The sequence below is a fragment of the Microcoleus pseudofavosus SVA1_A4 genome, assembly GCF_036700565.1.
Taxonomy (GTDB): Bacteria; Cyanobacteriota; Cyanobacteriia; order Cyanobacteriales; family Microcoleaceae; genus Microcoleus.
Map to the genome: position 1 here is coordinate 30,732 of NZ_JAUBPE010000041.1, position 17,129 is coordinate 47,860.

General features: G+C 57.8%; 1 protein-coding gene (only partly in view). It reads right to left on the bottom strand.

Features of this window, described 5'->3' with window-relative positions; translation table 11 throughout:
* On the bottom strand, nt 1-17,098 hold the 5' portion of the coding sequence (locus tag QUA02_RS18450) for an SDR family NAD(P)-dependent oxidoreductase (RefSeq protein WP_333029728.1). It extends 110 nt beyond the left edge of the window; only the first 17,098 of its 17,208 coding nucleotides appear in the window; its start codon is at nt 17,096-17,098; the stop codon falls past the left edge of the window.
* Nucleotides 17,099-17,129: the final 31 nt, after the last annotated feature.

Genomic DNA, 17,129 nt, shown 5'->3' on the forward strand with positions numbered 1-17,129 from the left:
CCGGAAGCAGCCATTGTTCTAGTTCTTCCTTCTGCGGCCTATCAGATATAGTAGTCTTCACCAACTTCACGCAGAAGTTCTCGACGGCTGCAACCATTTGCCCGATGTCGTCTAGAATCGCCAAGTGAAAGCGCGCGATCGGTATATCTATCCCTTCGACATTTGGGGGATTTGGATCGCTCCGCCGTAGCAGTACAGTCCCCTTGAGTGGAAGCGTGCTGAAGATTCGGACAGATTCGACCGAGAAGGGCAGCCAGAGGGCTGCGTTGCGCCCGTCACGCTGCAATTCCGCCTGCACAGTTTGAAATGCTGCGTCGAGAACAACCGATTGACCTCCGAACAGTGTAGGTTCCACTCCCTGAATGTCAAATAGCGCTGACGCTCCGAAGGGAAGCAGGCGAACTTCTCTGATGCCCCGGAATAGCGGCCCATAAGTTACACCGGCTTGCTCAAACGCTTCGTAGTACCGTTCCTGCGAAATGACCCGGCCGCCAGGTTCGAGGAGATCCGCGAAAGCACCCGGAACGGCCTGCGAACCAGGAGCCTCACCACTTCGGATTGACCTGCCCGATGCGTATGTATCGCCCGCGGTGTTCCGAATCGCAAACCTCACACTGTTTTGTTCAAGCGAGAGTGAGACTAGAAGTCTCATTGAATCCGCATGAATCTCTGCTCGTCGCATCCACGTCACATCTTCAAATGCGGTGGGCACGCCAAAACCGGCATTGTTCATGGCCCGGCTCGCGATTTCAAGCAGTGTGGCTCCAGGCAGAGTCGGTATGCCGCCGACTCGGTGCTCGCGAACAATCGGGTCATCGCGATGTATGAGTTCCTCGACGGTGGTTTGTTTGGCTGAGGCGACCTCCGGCATCGCGATCCAGCAACGTCGCCTATCAAAAGGGGATCCTGGAAGCGAGACGCGCCAGGGTTCCGTCGGTCGGTGAAGATTTTCCCACTGGACTGCTCCTCCCGTTACCCAATGCGCGGCCAGTTCCCGGAGGTCGCCCGACGCAGATGCTCCAATCTCGACCTTGCAGGAGTTTGCAACTCCAAGGAATAGGTCGTCAGCCTGGCCGCCTTGAAGATATACGTCGAGCAGAAAGCGGGCCTGGTCGATCGAAACGGCGTGCAGGGCGAGGCGATGTTCAGATGCACGGCGGCCGATCTGTAGTGTGAAAGCCACATCAGCCAGCCTCATTGCCGGTTCGCGACTTAGGTGCTGCGCCAAGTTACGCACCGCGATCTGTAAGAGCCGCTCATTCCGCGCTGAAAGGACAACCAACTCGGGCTCGGTTCCAGTTTCGGGTCGCCTGGCAGCTTGGTATTCCTCTACGATCGCGTGTGCATTGCTGCCACCCGCACCGAAGCTGCTAATCCCGGCTCGCCGCAGTCCTTCGCTTTCCCATGCCGCGCAGACTTTTTGCAGGCGGAAGGGACTGGACTCGAAATCGATCGCGGGATTTTGGATTTCCGCATGCAGGCTCGGCACGAGCAAACGGTGCTTCATTTGTAGGAGGATCTTGAACAGTCCGGCCACACCGGCCGCCGATTCCAGGTGTCCAATATTCGATTTGATCGATCCCAGCGCGCAAACGCCATTCTGCATATCCGGCGCGGTCTCGAAAGCCGCCCCAAGGCCGTCGATTTCAATGGGATCTCCGAGCGCCGTGCCCGTGCCGTGGGCTTCGATGTAGGAAATCGTATTCGCCGCAATCCCTGACCGCTGAACAGCCAACCGAACGACTTCTGCCTGTGCGCTAGGGTTGGGAACGGTATAGCCATTTGTCTTGCCACCGTGGTTCATCGCACTGCCGAGGATCGTGGCGTAGATTTGGTCGCGATCGCGCTTGGCGGCGGATAGACGTTTTAGGATCGCTACGCCCACCCCCTCGCCGGGAACATACCCGTCGCCGCCTGCTCCGAAGCTGCGGCATTTTCCATCTGTCGAGGCGAAACGGAGTTGTGCCATCTGCACAAACTTGGAGGGATGCAGATAGAGATTGACACCGCCAGCGATCGCGAGGTCGCATTCTCCTCGGCGCAGGCTCTCACAGGCTAGGTGAATGGCGCTCAGAGACGAGGAACAAGCCGTGTCTACCGGAATGCTTGGACCGTGAAGGTCTAGCGTATAAGACACCCGATTCGCAACAGACCAGAATGATGAATTCGGGAAAATGGCGCGGCCCTGGCTCCACGCCTCGGTCCCGAAGAGCTGATAGCTTCCCCAAGTAACGCCTGCGAATACTCCAGTTCGCTGGCTTTGCCCATTCCTGTCGCATCGAAGGGAATCCGCTTGATATCCCGCATCCTCAAGCGCGAGCCAAGCGGACTCGAGGAACAGCCGCTCCTGCGGGTCCATCAACTCCGCATCCTTCGGGGCGATCCCGAAAAAGAGCGGGTCAAATCGATCGACATTATTTAGGAATCCGCCCCAGCGCGCATAGGTCTTTGAGGGGTTTCCTGGTTGCGGGTCGTAAAACTGAGAGTGGTCCCACCGCTCGGGCGGAACTTCGCGGATGGCATCCCGGCCGTCGCGCAGCAACTCCCAAAGTTCGTCAAGACTGTCCGCGCCTGGGAAGCGCCCGTTCACTCCGATAATCGCGATCGCATCATTGTTGCTGTCATTGTTGCTGTCAGGGTTTGACGCCACAGCCGGTTCTGGGCTGCTAGAACCGGGAATCGCGACTTCCGATCGCTTGACCAGATAGGCCGCCAACTCGCCAATCGTTTTGTGGTGGAAGAGTAATGTCTTTGGCAGCGTTCCAAACCGTTCTTCGAGTTGTGCAGTAAGGCGCCGAATGGACACCGAGTCGATTCCGTAGACATCAAGCCCGGCTGCGGGATCGAGCCGTTCCGGGTCAATTTTCAATTCCTTGCCGAACAACTCGCGAAGCTGCGATGCGATCGGCTCCGGCGAAATCTGTGGCGATCGCTCCATGACGCCAAGGAATTTCCGCAATCGCGCTGTGTCACCCCAGGCTGCGATAACCGAAGTCTCTCCCAACGCCAGTGCCTTCTCGATTAGCTCAAGACCCTCATCTGGAGGAAGTGGTGCCATGCCTGTTTGCTCGAAGATATCTGGAAGCATATCCGCCGGGATCTGCATACCGCCCTCCTGCCAAAGAGGCCAATTGATGGAAAGAGTCCGGCCAGCGCGACGTTCAGCGAATTGGTCGAGGAACGCATTGGCCGCCGCATAGTCGGACTGACCGGGATTACCAACGACGGCGGCAAGGGAAGAGAAGAGCAGGAAAAAATCTAGATCGTCGTTCCTCGTCGCTCGATCTAACAGTAGGGCGCCCTCCACCTTTGGCGCCAGCACTCTTAGGAACGATTCCTCGTCTTTGTGACTGATGTAACGATCTTCAAGGATTCCCGCTGCGTGGATCGCGCCGTGAATGGCTCCGAACCGGTGACGCGTTCTACGCACCGCCTCCTCCACGTCCACGGCACTGGTGATATCGGCACAAACGTAGATAGCCTCTCCGCCGAGTTCTCTGATTTCGTGGATGAGGCGGACGCTTTCAGACCCAAATCGTTTTCTTCCAAGCAACGCAACCCGGGCATGGAATTTCTTAGCCAGATGTCGCGCCAGAAGGCGTCCAATTCCGCCTGCTCCACCGCTAATTAAGTAAACACCCTCGGCACGGAAACTGGCGGCGGCAGTTTTGTTGGCGGGCTCGTCCTGTTCCGGCAGTTCCTCGGAGCAGCGCTCTTGGAATACACCGTTGCGAACCGAGAGTTCCTTCGCTTGGCCGGCCTGCAATGCTGGAATCCGAACACATAGGGGCAGCAGGGAAGCGGGAGCAAAGACCAATTCGTCTACAGCGAGGGAGGCGGCAGCCACATTCGGGTACTCGGCAACAAGTGTACGCAGGAAGGCTGCCTGCATGGCCGCATTCGCGCCAGCGGCGACGGCAATCAGTTCCACCGCGCGATCGGCCTGACAAAGCATCGCCCTGCACAACCGTAAGAGTTCTAATAGTGCCCCTTCCCGGGGCGAATCGCAAAAGTGCCACACGCGGACAGCCGCTAAGGGAGCGGGATCGGAAGCTGGCCATCCGGCCAAGACCTTAATCCGAGGCTGCATCTGTTGCAGCTTGTCGATCCACTCCTGGCTCGAAGTGCCCAGTCCGCTGAGGATCAAAGATCCGCCATCGCGTGGAGTCGCTGCCGTCTCGCGCCAGACGCGCCGCGCCAGCAGCATCCCGTGCGACCTCTCCAACGGCGGTCTAAGTGGAACTGACGCACATCCCCGCATCGGCTCTCCTTCGGGCAACCAATGGCGTTCCCGGAGAAAGGGATATCCCGGCAATGAGATAATCGCACCCGATGCTTTCCAATTCACATCCGCGCCGTCCGCCCACCGCCTTGCAACAGAATGCAAATCGCCGCTGTCAATCATCTGCTGAGTTTGCGCGCAAATCTGGCGCAACAACGCCGGCGGTGCCTGTACTTTGCTGGTGGAGAGTTTTCCAGCAAACGTCGCAGTATCAGGTGTTCCGGCCAGCCAGCCGCGCAGGGAGCCGACCAGCCGGGCAGCAGAATCGGCTACGATCGCCAGCCTGCACGTCATCGGTTCCCTGCCTCGCTGTAGAGTTGCCGCAACGGACGCAATATCGGCATCCGGGTCTGTCTCAATAGAATCCGCGATCGCAGACGCATAGGACCGCAGCCGTTCCTCGTTCGCAGCCGAAATTGGGATCGGCTCCGGTTTGTGCTGCCTCACAGCGGGTGCATCGGAGTCACAGAGGAACTCTTCCAAAATCACGTGCGCGTTTGCGCCGCCCGCTCCAAACGAGCTCAATCCGGCACGCCGTAAACCAGAACTAGGAGTCCAGTCAGTCAAGTGGCGTTGCAGCCGGAAGCAGGTCTTCTCAAACAAGATGGACGGATTCGGTGTTTCAGCGTGCAGGGAAGGAACAAGTTTGCCGTACTTCATCTGTAGCAGAACTTTCGTAAGCCCCGCGATGCCCGCCGCCGACTCCAGATGCCCGATATTGGATTTTACCGAACCGATCGCGCACGGTTCCCCAGTCTCTCCCCTGCCACCAAATACACGGCTTAGGGCCTCGATTTCCAGTGGGTCGCCCAACTCCGTTCCCGTGCCGTGCGCTTCCACATAGCTCAAAGAATCCGCCCCGAAACCCGATTGTTCGAGAGCCTGCTCAATCGCCGCAGCCTGCGCCACTGGATTCGGAACGGTGTAGCCATGCGTCCGTCCGCCGTGATTCATGCTGGAGCCGCGAATCACAGCGTAGATCCGGTCGCCATCGGACACGGCTTGCCTCAAAGGCTTCAGAACAACAGCCCCGACACCTTCGCCCGGCACATAACCGTCGCCGCCAATGCCGAAGCTCCGGCAGCGTCCGTCGCTCGAAGCGAATTGCTGCTGGCTCAATCCAACGTATTTGGAAGGGTGCAAGTAAAGGTTCACTCCCCCCGCCAGCGCGAGATCGCATTCTCCTCGATGAATCGCTTCGCAAGCTAGGTGGACAGCTACAAGCGAGGAGGAACAAGCGGTATCGACGGTCATGCTCGGGCCGCTCCAGTTGAGGACGTGGGAGACCCGGTTCGCCACCGTCCAGTGCGAAGATCCCGGAATGACTGCGCGACCCCTCGCCCATTCTTCAGCGGCAAGCAACTGATAGCTTCCCCACGTTACGCCCACAAATACACCGGCCTTGGTGCCGAGATCGACGCGCCCTGCGGACAGACCCGAAGGAGTGTAAGCGGCATCCTCCAAGGCATGCCAGCAAACTTCGAGAAAGATGCGTTCTTGGGGATCCATGAGTTCGGCTTCTTTGGGTGAAATGCCGAAGAAAAGCGGATCGAATTTGTCGGCATCCTCCAGGAAACCGCCCCACCGAGTGTAAGAGCCGGTCGGGTTTCCCCGGTCGGGATCGTAGATCAATTTGTGATCCCAGCGATCGGCGGGAACTTCACCGATTGCGTCCACGCCCGAAGCCAGAAGTTTCCAAAACTCGTCTATATTCCTTGCCCCGGGATATCTGCCCGCGAGTCCCACGATCGCAATTTCTACCGGAGCGCAGGGTGTTGGCGCTAGGCGGGTACTGGCGCGCGGTGCGGTGGCTGTTCCACTGAACCTTTCTGGGCGCTCCTTCACGAGAAATTGCGTGAGGTCGTGAAGGTTCCTCTGCTCGAAAAACAGGCTGGAGGGCAGCGGGCCAAATCTCGCCGAGAGCAGCGCGTTCAGCTTTTTGATCAGCAGAGAGTCTAACCCGAGACTGTCCCAGGGATCGAGAAGGTTCAGTTTCTCCCTCGGTATTGCCAAGGCATCCGCGAGCAATCTGCGGACAATCTCAACCGGGGCATCTCCAGTCGCCAGCGGGGCTTCTGGAGCCGGACCAGACGGTGAAGGCGAGCAGCGTACCGGGCGGAATGGATAAGCGGGCAATGACAGGGGGCGAGCTAGGCTCTTGGGATAGAGGAGTTCCCATTCAACGGCTGCTGAGGCTTCGTAGACCGAGGCCAGCTCTAGCAGCAGATTGTTTCGCTGGACTCCGGTCGCGGTCGCCGCCTTTCTGGCTATATCCGCAGGTTGGTCTTGGCTCAACTCGCGAGGTGTACTGGAAGCCACCTCTAAAAACTGCTGTCGCAGCGAGCCAGCGCTATCTGCAACGAACGCCACCCGATATCGGAAATGACTGCGGCGAACGGCCAAGGTCGCGGCGAATTCCCGCAAAGATACTTCGGGGTTGGCTTCGAGGAAACCGGCTAAGTCTGTGAGGCGGTCTTGCAAGGCTTCCTCTGATTTTGCGGACACGAGGAACAACTCCGGTCCTGATTCTGGCGGAACAGCCGTTATCGTTGGAAGCGGAGGTTCCTCTAGAACTGCATGGCAATTAGTGCCGCTGAACCCGAATGAGCTAATAGCGGCTCGCAGCGGTGTGCCGGCCGGGGTCTGCCAGAGACGGAGTTCGCTATTGACCTGGAATGGGGTCAGTTCAAAAGAAATCTGTGGATTAGCCTGCTCGAAGTGCAAGGAGGGCGGCAATTGGCGGTGGCGAAAGCAGAGAAGTACCTTGATCGCGGCCGCTACACCAGCAGCATAAACCGTATGGCCAATATTCGTTTTTACGGAACCCAGGGCGCAAAAGCCCGTCCGGGAGGTCTTCTCGCGGAACACCCGCGCGATCGCCTCTACTTCGATGGGATCTCCAAGGATTGTGCCAGTTCCGTGGGCTTCGACCATCGTAATGGTCGCCGGGTCGATGCCGCTTGCTGCATAGACCTCCCGTTCGAGGGCGCTCTGGCTCTGGCTGCTCGGCGCGGTGATGCCATTGGTCTGGCCATCTTGGTTCACCGCCATTCCCCGGATGACTCCGTGAATCCGATCGTTGTTCTCGATAGCGTCTTCTAGCCGCTTCAGAACCACGACTCCAACGCCCTCTCCCGGGACGAATCCGTCCGCGCCAGCAGAAAATGCCCTCAGCTTCCCGGAGGGTGAAAGCATTCCCGCTTTGCCACAGAGCAGGTGGAACCGCGGGGTGTTCATGATGAACGCTCCGCCAGCGATCGCCGTAGTACACTGCCCAGAAAGAAGAGACCGGCAGGCCAAGTCGATCGCCACGAGTGAAGACGAGCAAGCCGTATCCACGGTCATGCTTGGACCTTTAAGATTTAACAAATAGGAAAGGCGAGCGCTGAGGATTGCTGAATGATTTCCGGTGAGGATGTGTCCGTCCGGCGCAATGCCGGATTTATCGAGCCACTCGGCATAGTCTCCTGAACCGGCTGCTGCAAAGACGCCACAGGCTGTACCCTCCAGTTCGCGATCGGGAATACCCGCATCTTCGATCGCTTTCCAGGCCTCCTCTAGGAAAAGGCGCTGTTCTGGACTAATGAACTGAGCCTCCGCTCCCGTAATGCGGAAGAAGAGCGAATCCCAGTCATGAACTCCGTCAAGAAATGCGCCGAATTGACAATATCGGGTATAGTCCACATCGCCCGTCTCTCGAAATAGAACCTCTGGCTCCCAACGATCCTTCGGGACTTCGCCACAGGCGCTGGCTCCCGATCGCAGGTTCGACCAGAACTGCTCGATGTTCCGGGCTCCGGGGAAACGCCCGCTCATTCCCACAATGGCGATGCTGCCAGTTGGAACTGACTGGGCCGATTCTTGCTGGGCGATCGCTCCTGGTTCACGACGGTTCATCGAAATTACGATTTTGCCAATATTCTCCCGGCTCTCTAGGTATTGGAACGCCTGCCGGATCTGGCTCAGGGGGAAGATGCGGTCTACCATCCCCTCGCCCGCTCCCCGAGCGAGAGCCGCTGCCATCTGGTCGAGATACTCCCTGGTTTCCGGCGATCGGCGCATCAGCAAACGCCGCAAGTCCAGGCTGAGAATCGTCTGGTTATCGACGAGCCGCGACAGATCCAGTGAAGGTGCCGACTTCAAAGCGGTCATCGCCAGTTCGACATATCGGCCGCCAGGTGCGAGGACTTCGATACCCTTCTGGATCGCATCGCCGGACAAGGTATTTAAAACAACATCAACTCCTCGGCTGCCGGTCAGCCTGAATACTTCGTCGCGGAAATCAGTTTCGCGGTAAGCAATGGTGTGATGGACGCCGATACTTTTGAGATAATCTAGTTTGCTCTGGCTGCCTGCAGTTGCGAAGACTTCCGCACCAGCCTCAAGGGCCATGCGAACGGCGTGCAAACCAGTGCCGCCCGCCGCAGTCTGAATCAAAATTGTTTCACCTTGGCGCAGGTTCGCCCGGCGCAGCGCACAGTGGGCTGTCAGCCACGCGACCGGAAACGCTGCTGCAATCTCGTGGGTCACATCAGCAGGTTTTTGCACCGCGAGCCAAGCTTCAGCATTCACTACCTCGGAGATTCCTCCCATTGTCTCTCCGAGTATGGACACCACTTCGTCACCTACTTGAAATCCTTCGACGCCTTCGCCCACCGCTATGACCTGGCCTGAAACTTCAAAACCAGGCGTAAAGGGATATGGAGGCATCGTAGGGTAAAGTCCTTTGATACAGAGGAGGTCGCCGAAGTTTAGGGAACAAGCCCGAACTGCGATCTGCACTTTTCCAGCTTCGGGTGGCTCCACGGCCCGCCTGTGCAGCAGCAGTTCAGCTACAGAACTCGGACTGGTGAGCAGCACAGCGCTTGGGAAATCAGGTTCTGCGGAATCCTCAGCCGAAACCGGCTCGCGGGCGCGCAAATCTTCGGGTGCCGTTTCTGGAAACGCGGTTGGCAAATGGGGTAGGGGGGAAACAGGCTCGCGGGTATGCAAATCTTCGGTCTGCAGGATCGGCAGGCGGTACTCTTCGCTCAGATGCTTCGCCAGACTGCGGACGCTTGGATAGTCAAACAAAACTGTCGTTCGCAGATTGAGCGACAAGACGCGGTTGATCTCGCGAATCAGATCGACGGAGGCGATCGAGTCGAGGCCGTACTCAGCAAATCGGCGATCGCTGTCGATCTGGGCTGTGGGAACCTGCAAGCATTCTGAAACAAGCTCCCGGATTCGCTCCTCTAACTGGATGCTCTCTGGCTGGACTTCGGCCGGTCTAACGGCTGCAAACAGCGCCTGACCGTAGGTGTAGTCGCCCTCTAACTCGGCTGTATTAACCGCACAGAAGCCAGTTTCCTCGAGCAGTGCTTTCCAGCGAGCGGACGACAGCAGCGGAGAGCCGGGCAAACGCTCGGACTCGTCTTCAAACGACCACCAGCCGTCGGTCAGCCCAAAGGTCGCTGTCAGTACGTTTGAAACCTTCGTGAGTTCGTTTAAAAGCAGGAGTCCGCCCGGCTTCAACAAACGGTAAATATTGGCGAGCGATCGCCGGATGTCCCGCGTGGCGTGAATGACGTTGGAGGCAGCGATCGCGTCGAATGAGGCGGGCAGACCGAGTAATTCCGGCCTCTCAATATCTAGCGTGCTGAACTTGAGGAACGGATATGCGCGGCTAAGGCTATTGGAAGCGGCTCGGACAAGCGTCGGAGATAAATCCGTGAACCAATACTCCAGTCCTCCGATTTCCGTACCCATCCGTTCCAATACCGCTTTTGTGGAAGCGCCCGTTCCCGCCCCAATCTCCAGCACGCGCAGCTCCGCACTAGCGCCACTTCGGGCTCGGTGAATAATAGCTTCAGCTACGAGCTTGCTGAAACGATCGGCAGGGGGATTGCCCTTATAAACGGCTTCGACGAGTTCCGCTGAGCCGTCAGGGAAAAGAACTTCGGTCGCGCTAACCTGTCCTCGCATGACCGCAGCACATTGGTTGAGACATCGATCGAGCAAGCGGAGCCAAGCAGCAGTTCCCGGCCCTTCGCTCGCGCTGTGGCGAAGAGCGGATTCGTCAATGTCACTTGTGACCGCCTTGGATGAGGTGAGGATGGTCGCTCGGAGCCGCCGAAGTCGGGGAATCACTTCGGATTCGCCGACGGCGCGAACAGCCCTGGCGAGGCCCGAAGCGGCTAATAGTTCCAGCGACTCAAAGCCTTTGTGGAACGCTTCGATCGCATCTCTGGAGGCTGCATTGACGCTTTCCGCGCAGCCAAGGCTCCCACAAAAAGCATCCGTTGCCTTGAAGATGGCCGCCTGGGCGAGATCGCTGCTGAGGATTCGATCGAACGCGGCGAGACCTTCGGCGGTCGAAATCGATCCGATTCCTTGGCGTTTCATCCTCGCCATGTACTCCGGCGAAGCGACAATGCCGGTTTCTCCCCAATAGCCCCAATTGCAGGTGAAAATCCGTACTTCCGGTCGCTCTCTCCGCATACGTGCCGCATAGGCATCCTGGTAGGAGCATCCCGCAACATAATTACCTTGTCCAGCATTTCCCGCAAACGAGTTCAAAGACGAGAAGAACGCTAGAAAATCGAGCTTGTCCAGGCGCGTGGCGCGATCGATTGAGATACTGCCCGCCACCTTGACCTCGAACGCGGCGCGAAAATCCGCTTCAGTGAGACTAGGCAGGCTGCCATCCCTGAGAACTAGGGCTGAATGGACTACTCCGCGGATCGACCCGAAACGGGATCGCGCGGTTTCAAACATCCGTGCGGTTTCCTGGATGTTGGTAATGTCTCCTGAAAGGTAGATGACCTCGGAACCTGCTTTTTCGAGCCTCTTGAGGAGGGCGCGAATGTTGGCGTCGAGCGGCCGCCGGCCCAGCAGCACTAGGCGGACGGACGTTTTCGAGGCAAAATGCTCCGCGAGTGCGGCACCGATACCGCCTGCCCCGCCGGCGATCGCATAAACGCCCCCACGGCGCAGGGTCATCTGTCTTTGGGGGAGTTCCACGGATTCGAGTACCCGTTCATAGATACCGTTTGTACATAAGGAGAGTTCGCGAAACCGCCGGGAATCTCCGAAGGCGTCCGCGAACGCATCCACCAGCCTTTTCGCCTTCCCTGTTTGCAGCCATTGCGAACTTAGATCCAAGCAGCATACGCGCCAGTGGGGGTTCTCGGCGGCGACTGTGCGGGCTAGTCCTGTCACACTTGCGGAGCCGGGAACAGGCACATCATTATCAGAGACCGCCCCTGCGTCTATCGTCAGAATCCGTAATTCCAGCGGTTCCGGAGCAGGTACTAACTTCCGCAGGTTGACTATTAAGCGGAAAAGTGCGATCGCGGCCTCGTCGCCCGTCTGGGCCAAGTACCAAACGGCAGCCGGTTTCGACCCGTCCAGACTCTCCGCAATAACCGATCCGTGCGCGATCGATGCCGCTTCGCGGACACACTCAGGAATGCTGCCGACAGCCGAAACGATCGCGACTCCGCCTCGCCCCGCAACTGCTGGAAATCCAGTCCGCCACACGTGGGGAAGCGGACGCCACACTGGCTGGAAGTACCGTAGCCTGTCTTCTGGAGAAATTGACTCGCCGGCGGGCAAAGAACTGGACTGCGCATCCCGACTGCCGGAATTCCATCGCGCCGATCTTAGGCAGACGCCGTCAAGCTGAAGGATGACCGCGCCTTGGGAATCCGTGGCCGAGACCTCAAACCGTGCCGATTCGGCAGTTCGATCGATCCGGCGGGCGCGGATATAGCGAACCGACGCGAGTTCTCCATCAAGCCACAGCCAGTTCACCGAATACGGCACGAATAACTGGTCTCCGGGTTCGAGCAACGCCCCTGTAACCTGTAACGCGGCGTCAACAATTGCCCAGTCTTCTCCTCCTGCCGCACGAATCCTGCCGAAGGCTTGAGACTCCTCCACGCGAATGGATTCAAGAAGCCGGCATGACGGCCCGTATTCAATCCCGCGGCGCGAAAATAGACGATCGATTTCAATGGCATCAAGCTCCATCGCAGAGGAGTCTTTGGAACCCAAAGTCTTGTCAGGCTCGTGGATTCGTGAAGTCCCTGCGGAATCGCTGACGCAGGTAGCTCGGCAGAATTGGCGGCCATCCGCACCGACCACGTGGTAAACTAACCCTTCTTGAACTTGATTTGCGAGGGCGACATTAGCCTCCAACGGCTCGTTCGACACGACGGCCGGTTCGAGGAACGTCAAGCCGCTCCACTGTTGAGATGTCCGTTCGCCCGCCGCGTCGAACAGCATCGTTAAAAACGCACCCGCCGGAACTACCATCCGCGACTGAACGCGGTGGTCTCGCAGCATCTGGTCTTTTCCCGTGAAAGTAGCAGTCCGGACGTAGGTGGGTTCAACTGCTGGTTGCGTTTCTGCGACCCAATAGCGCTGGCGTTCAAAAGGATATGTGGGCAAACCAGTGACGTGAGTGCCTGTGGACTTCTGGATTTCCGAAACTTCCCCGTTCCACAGATGCGGAGATTCATTTTGGGCGATCGCATACAGCCTTTGGCGGCATTCGGCAATGGATGATGCTGCAAACCGAATCTTATGCTCCATCCATTCCCGGCGGCTCTGGAGGGTGAAAGCAAGATCCGCAAGGCTTACATCCGATGAGTCCAGCGCCTCCGCCATAGCTCCAGCGTAGCGCCGCAGCGCTTCCGGAGTGCGGGCCGAAAGCACGATTTCATGAGGGTCCTCTTCCCTTCGGAGGCTGCTAATAGAACGTATCGGTGGTTCCGAAACGATCAGGTGAACGTTTACGCCACCCGCCCCAAACGAACTGATTCCCGCGATTCGTTCCCCTTCGACTGTCCACGGAGCCGTTTCCCGCTGCAAATAGAATGGTGTAGAGTCGAACCTGATTTCCGGATTCGTTTCCAAGCAATGCAGCGAGGGAACCAGCATTTTGTGCCGCATCTCAAGCAGGACTTTAATCAGTGCCGCGACTCCCGCCGCAGCCTCCAAATGACCGATGTTTGACTTCACCGACGAGACGGCACAAAAGCCTCCGTCTGCTGTGTGCCGGGAAAAAGCAGCCGTCAAACCGGCGATCTCGATCGGATCGCCGAGAGCCGTTCCGGTTCCGTGCGCCTCAATGTGAGAGATTTGCCGCGCGCTAATGCCTGCCCGCCGGATAGCGGACTCGATCGCTCTTGCCTGGAACCTGGGATGAGGTACGGTATATCCGCCTGTTCTTCCGTTGTGGTTTGCGGCTGACCCGCGTATTACTCCGTAGATAATGTCATCATTCTCAAGTGCCCGCTCCAAAGAGCAAAGCGCGACGGCGCCTACACCCTCACCCGCCACGTAACCATCTGCTCCGGTTCCGAAACTCCGACAGCGCCCACTGCGGGACAACATCTGCATCTGCCCGAGAAGTTGATACTTATCAGGGTGCAAACTCAGATTCACGCCACCCGCAAGCGCCAGCGAGCAATCCCCTCGACGAATACTCTCGCAGGCCATATGCACGGCAAGAAGCGAAGATGAACACGCCGTGTCCAGAGTAACGCTCGGCCCATGAAAATCGAAGAAGTGACTTACTCGATTGGCCACTGAAAACGACCAAGAAGCTGGGAGCATCCCCGTTTGCTGGCGGAAAAGCTGGTACTCGTTCCACATCACGCCGGCGAATACTCCAACGCCACCGCCGGATCTTTCAGAATGTAGTTCCGCGAGCCTGTCCCGGCTATAACCGGCATCTTCGAGGGTCGCCCAGGCAGCCTCAAGGAAGAGCCGCTCCTGTGGGTCCATTAACCGGGCATCCCGAGGTGAAATCTGAAAAAAGAGAGGATCGAAACAATCGAAATCGTCAAGGAATCCGCCCCATTGCTTTCCTGGAGTAACCCGTCCACCGGATTCGTTCTGCCAGCGACCGAGTGGAACTTCTGTGATACAGTCTCGCCCGGCTTCCAGATTGCGCCAAAACTCACGCAGATTGGCGGCCTTTGGAAACCGCCCACTTACCCCGATGATGGCAATCGGCTCTAGCTCTTTGCCACTCGTACCTTCAATGCGCGACCCCGGCATCGGCTCTGCCTTTTTGCCACTCGTACCTTCAATGCGCGAACCCGGCATCGGCTCTGGCTCTTTGCCACTCGTACCTTCAATGCGCGGTTCCGGCATCGAACCAGCGGCAGATTGTTTGTCAGCGATCGTGCCGCTCCAGACGACCACCTGCCCGTGCGCGTCTGGGCATCTGAGTATTCGTTCCAGAGCCTGGATACCAGCCTCCGTCCCTAGCACTTCCAGTCCGTGGCGCTTACGGATCTCCCGCTGCTTATCTAGGGAAATCTTCATACCGCCACTTGTCCATGGCGGCCAAGCGATAGAGATGGTTCGGCCTTTCCTCAGCCCCTTGGCCCGTAGCTGTTCGCGATGTTCGGCAAACCGGTCGAGGAACCCGTTGGCGTAAGCGTAGTCGCTCTGCCCGATGTTTCCGACTATTGCCGAAATGGAACTGAATAGAATGAAGAAGTCGAGGGGCTGGTTGCTCGTCACCGCGTCTAGCTGCAAAGTGCCTATAAGTTTCGGAGCGAGTACGCGCCCGATCGACGCGAGATCCTTGTTCCCAAGAATTCTGTCCTCCTTAGTCCCCGCGGCGTGGATCGCGCCCCGGATCGCGCCCCACGATTCTTCCGTCTCCATCAGGCAGGTCTGCAATGCGTCGGCGTCTGTAACATCGACCTGACGGTAAACAAGGGATTTCGGGAACAGACCAAGTTCCCGCTGTACTTCCGCACTGGCCGACGATCGCGCCGTAATTAGGACTCTTGCTCCTGCTTGCACGAGCCACCGGGCAAATAACAGGCCCAGCCCGCTTCCGCCTCCGGCGATCCAATAGACGCCATCTGGTCGAATCTGAATATCACCGAAATGCCCGTCGCCTTCAGGGAGGATACGGGCATTTCGGCAAAGGCGAATTCCAGCCCGGTAGCGAACCTCAAACGGCTGGTCCGCTTCCCCGAACTGGAGTTCCTCCAAAACGGCGTTGGCGAGATCCGCAGAACCAACTTCTATAACTCTGCCTGCAAGCGATGGAGACTCGAGCGCCACAGTCCGAAAATGGGCTGCGATCGCGGTTTCTTGTGGCGGGCCATCCGGATCGGCCACATAGAGTAGTGTGACTTGGGGCACCGGACGCATGGCCAATATCGACTGCTCCAGCAATACAAGACTCTCGAATCCCGTCACCATCGAATCTGACAAACTCCCAGGCATTTCGCTCGTAGGTATGTCATGGTTCCAAAGATGGACGATATGCAGTTGTTTCAGCGGTCCCGCTATCGCCAGAAACTTGTCGAAGTCGGCGCGACGGGCAGGATTCACCTGGTAGTGACCCTCGCCGATCGCGGAAAAACGCGGTCCCGGTTCCGCCCACAGCACTGGACGATTTGTCGAATCAAAAGCTTGGGTATCTCGCAGGCGCATCCATTGCTCCGACCGGGCAAGCACGAGCAGAGGCGCCATCGAATCCGCAGTCTTGCGTCCCGCACCTCGGTAAGGTTCCCAATCGAAGACTCGAAGGGTAGGCACGCAGTTTACTGGTTCGTCTGCAGGCTCGTTTTCCTCTGCCTGTTCTGGTATCGACAGGCTCATCCTCCCAAAACGCTCGCCCAGATAGCCAGCCAGCGCCTCTACGTTTGGGTATTCGAACAGCAGCGTGGGATATATCTCTTTCCCGGTTTGCCGCTCGATTGCCTGAGCGAGCTGAAGCAATTGCGTTGAGTCGAGACCTACGTCGTAAAATCCGGCGTGTTCCGGAATCTGCGCTGCCTGCTTGCCCACAAACTCTGCAACCAGATGCCGCAAATAGTCAGCCCAGTCTCCATGCGGGTTCGTCTGCTCCAGCGGCAGAGGCATTATTTGAGCAGGCACTTCCGGCTTCAACTCGACCAACCTGCAGATCGCGGAGGCATCGCGAATGCGCTTCAACAAACAGTTGTGCATCGCCGCAACTGGATTGCCCTCTCCGTCGAAAAGAAAGATGTCGCGGCTGAACGCCTCTGTCAACGTTGACGAACTCGCCGCAGCCAAGTCTGGCAAAGGAACGAAAACGTAGCAAGTCTCCGGCCCGCGTTTCCAAATCCGGAACGACTCGATATGAAAGGGTACGTAAGGACTTCCGGCCAGGTGTTCCGTTTCCTCTTCATTCAAGAAAAATGGGACTAGCGTGGAACCGTCGAGATAGGCGGGATGGATCAGAAAATCGCTTTCGTAAGACTGAGAAACCTCATTCAATTGAAACTGCGCTACCACGGAACCCGGTTTTCTGTACAAGAATCCCAGCGGTTGGTAGAACTCGCCATGTACGATTCCGGCTTTGCGAGCGACCTCGTACATACTAATGGTCTGCAAAGCAACGCGATCGCCACTTGCAGAACGCGCTTCTGCATCTAGGGGGGCGGGCGGGCCATCAGGCGCGCGAATTACCTTGCAGCGCGCATGGACTCGCCAGCCTTCTTCGAGAGCTTCGCCATTCTTTTCCGCCTGACTCTCAACTGTCACGTCGGACTCTTCGCCCATCGTTCGGAATGAGATTCGCAGCCGTCGGTCGAAGGACTCCGTAGTCGCTACGGGTTCGATGAATAGGATATTCCGAACCTCGATTTCAGAAAGATCGAGACCTCTGCCGACTGCGATTCGGCAGATGAGGTCAACCAGACATACGCCTGGCAGAATGCGGACATCGAACACACGATGGTCTCGGACAACGGGATCTTCATGCCGGACAATCGTTCGATACTGCCGTTCGGTAACGTTTTTTTCCTGGTCTATCACCCTTGTGTCGTCCATAGTTGAGTGAAATTATAGTTTATATCTGCCC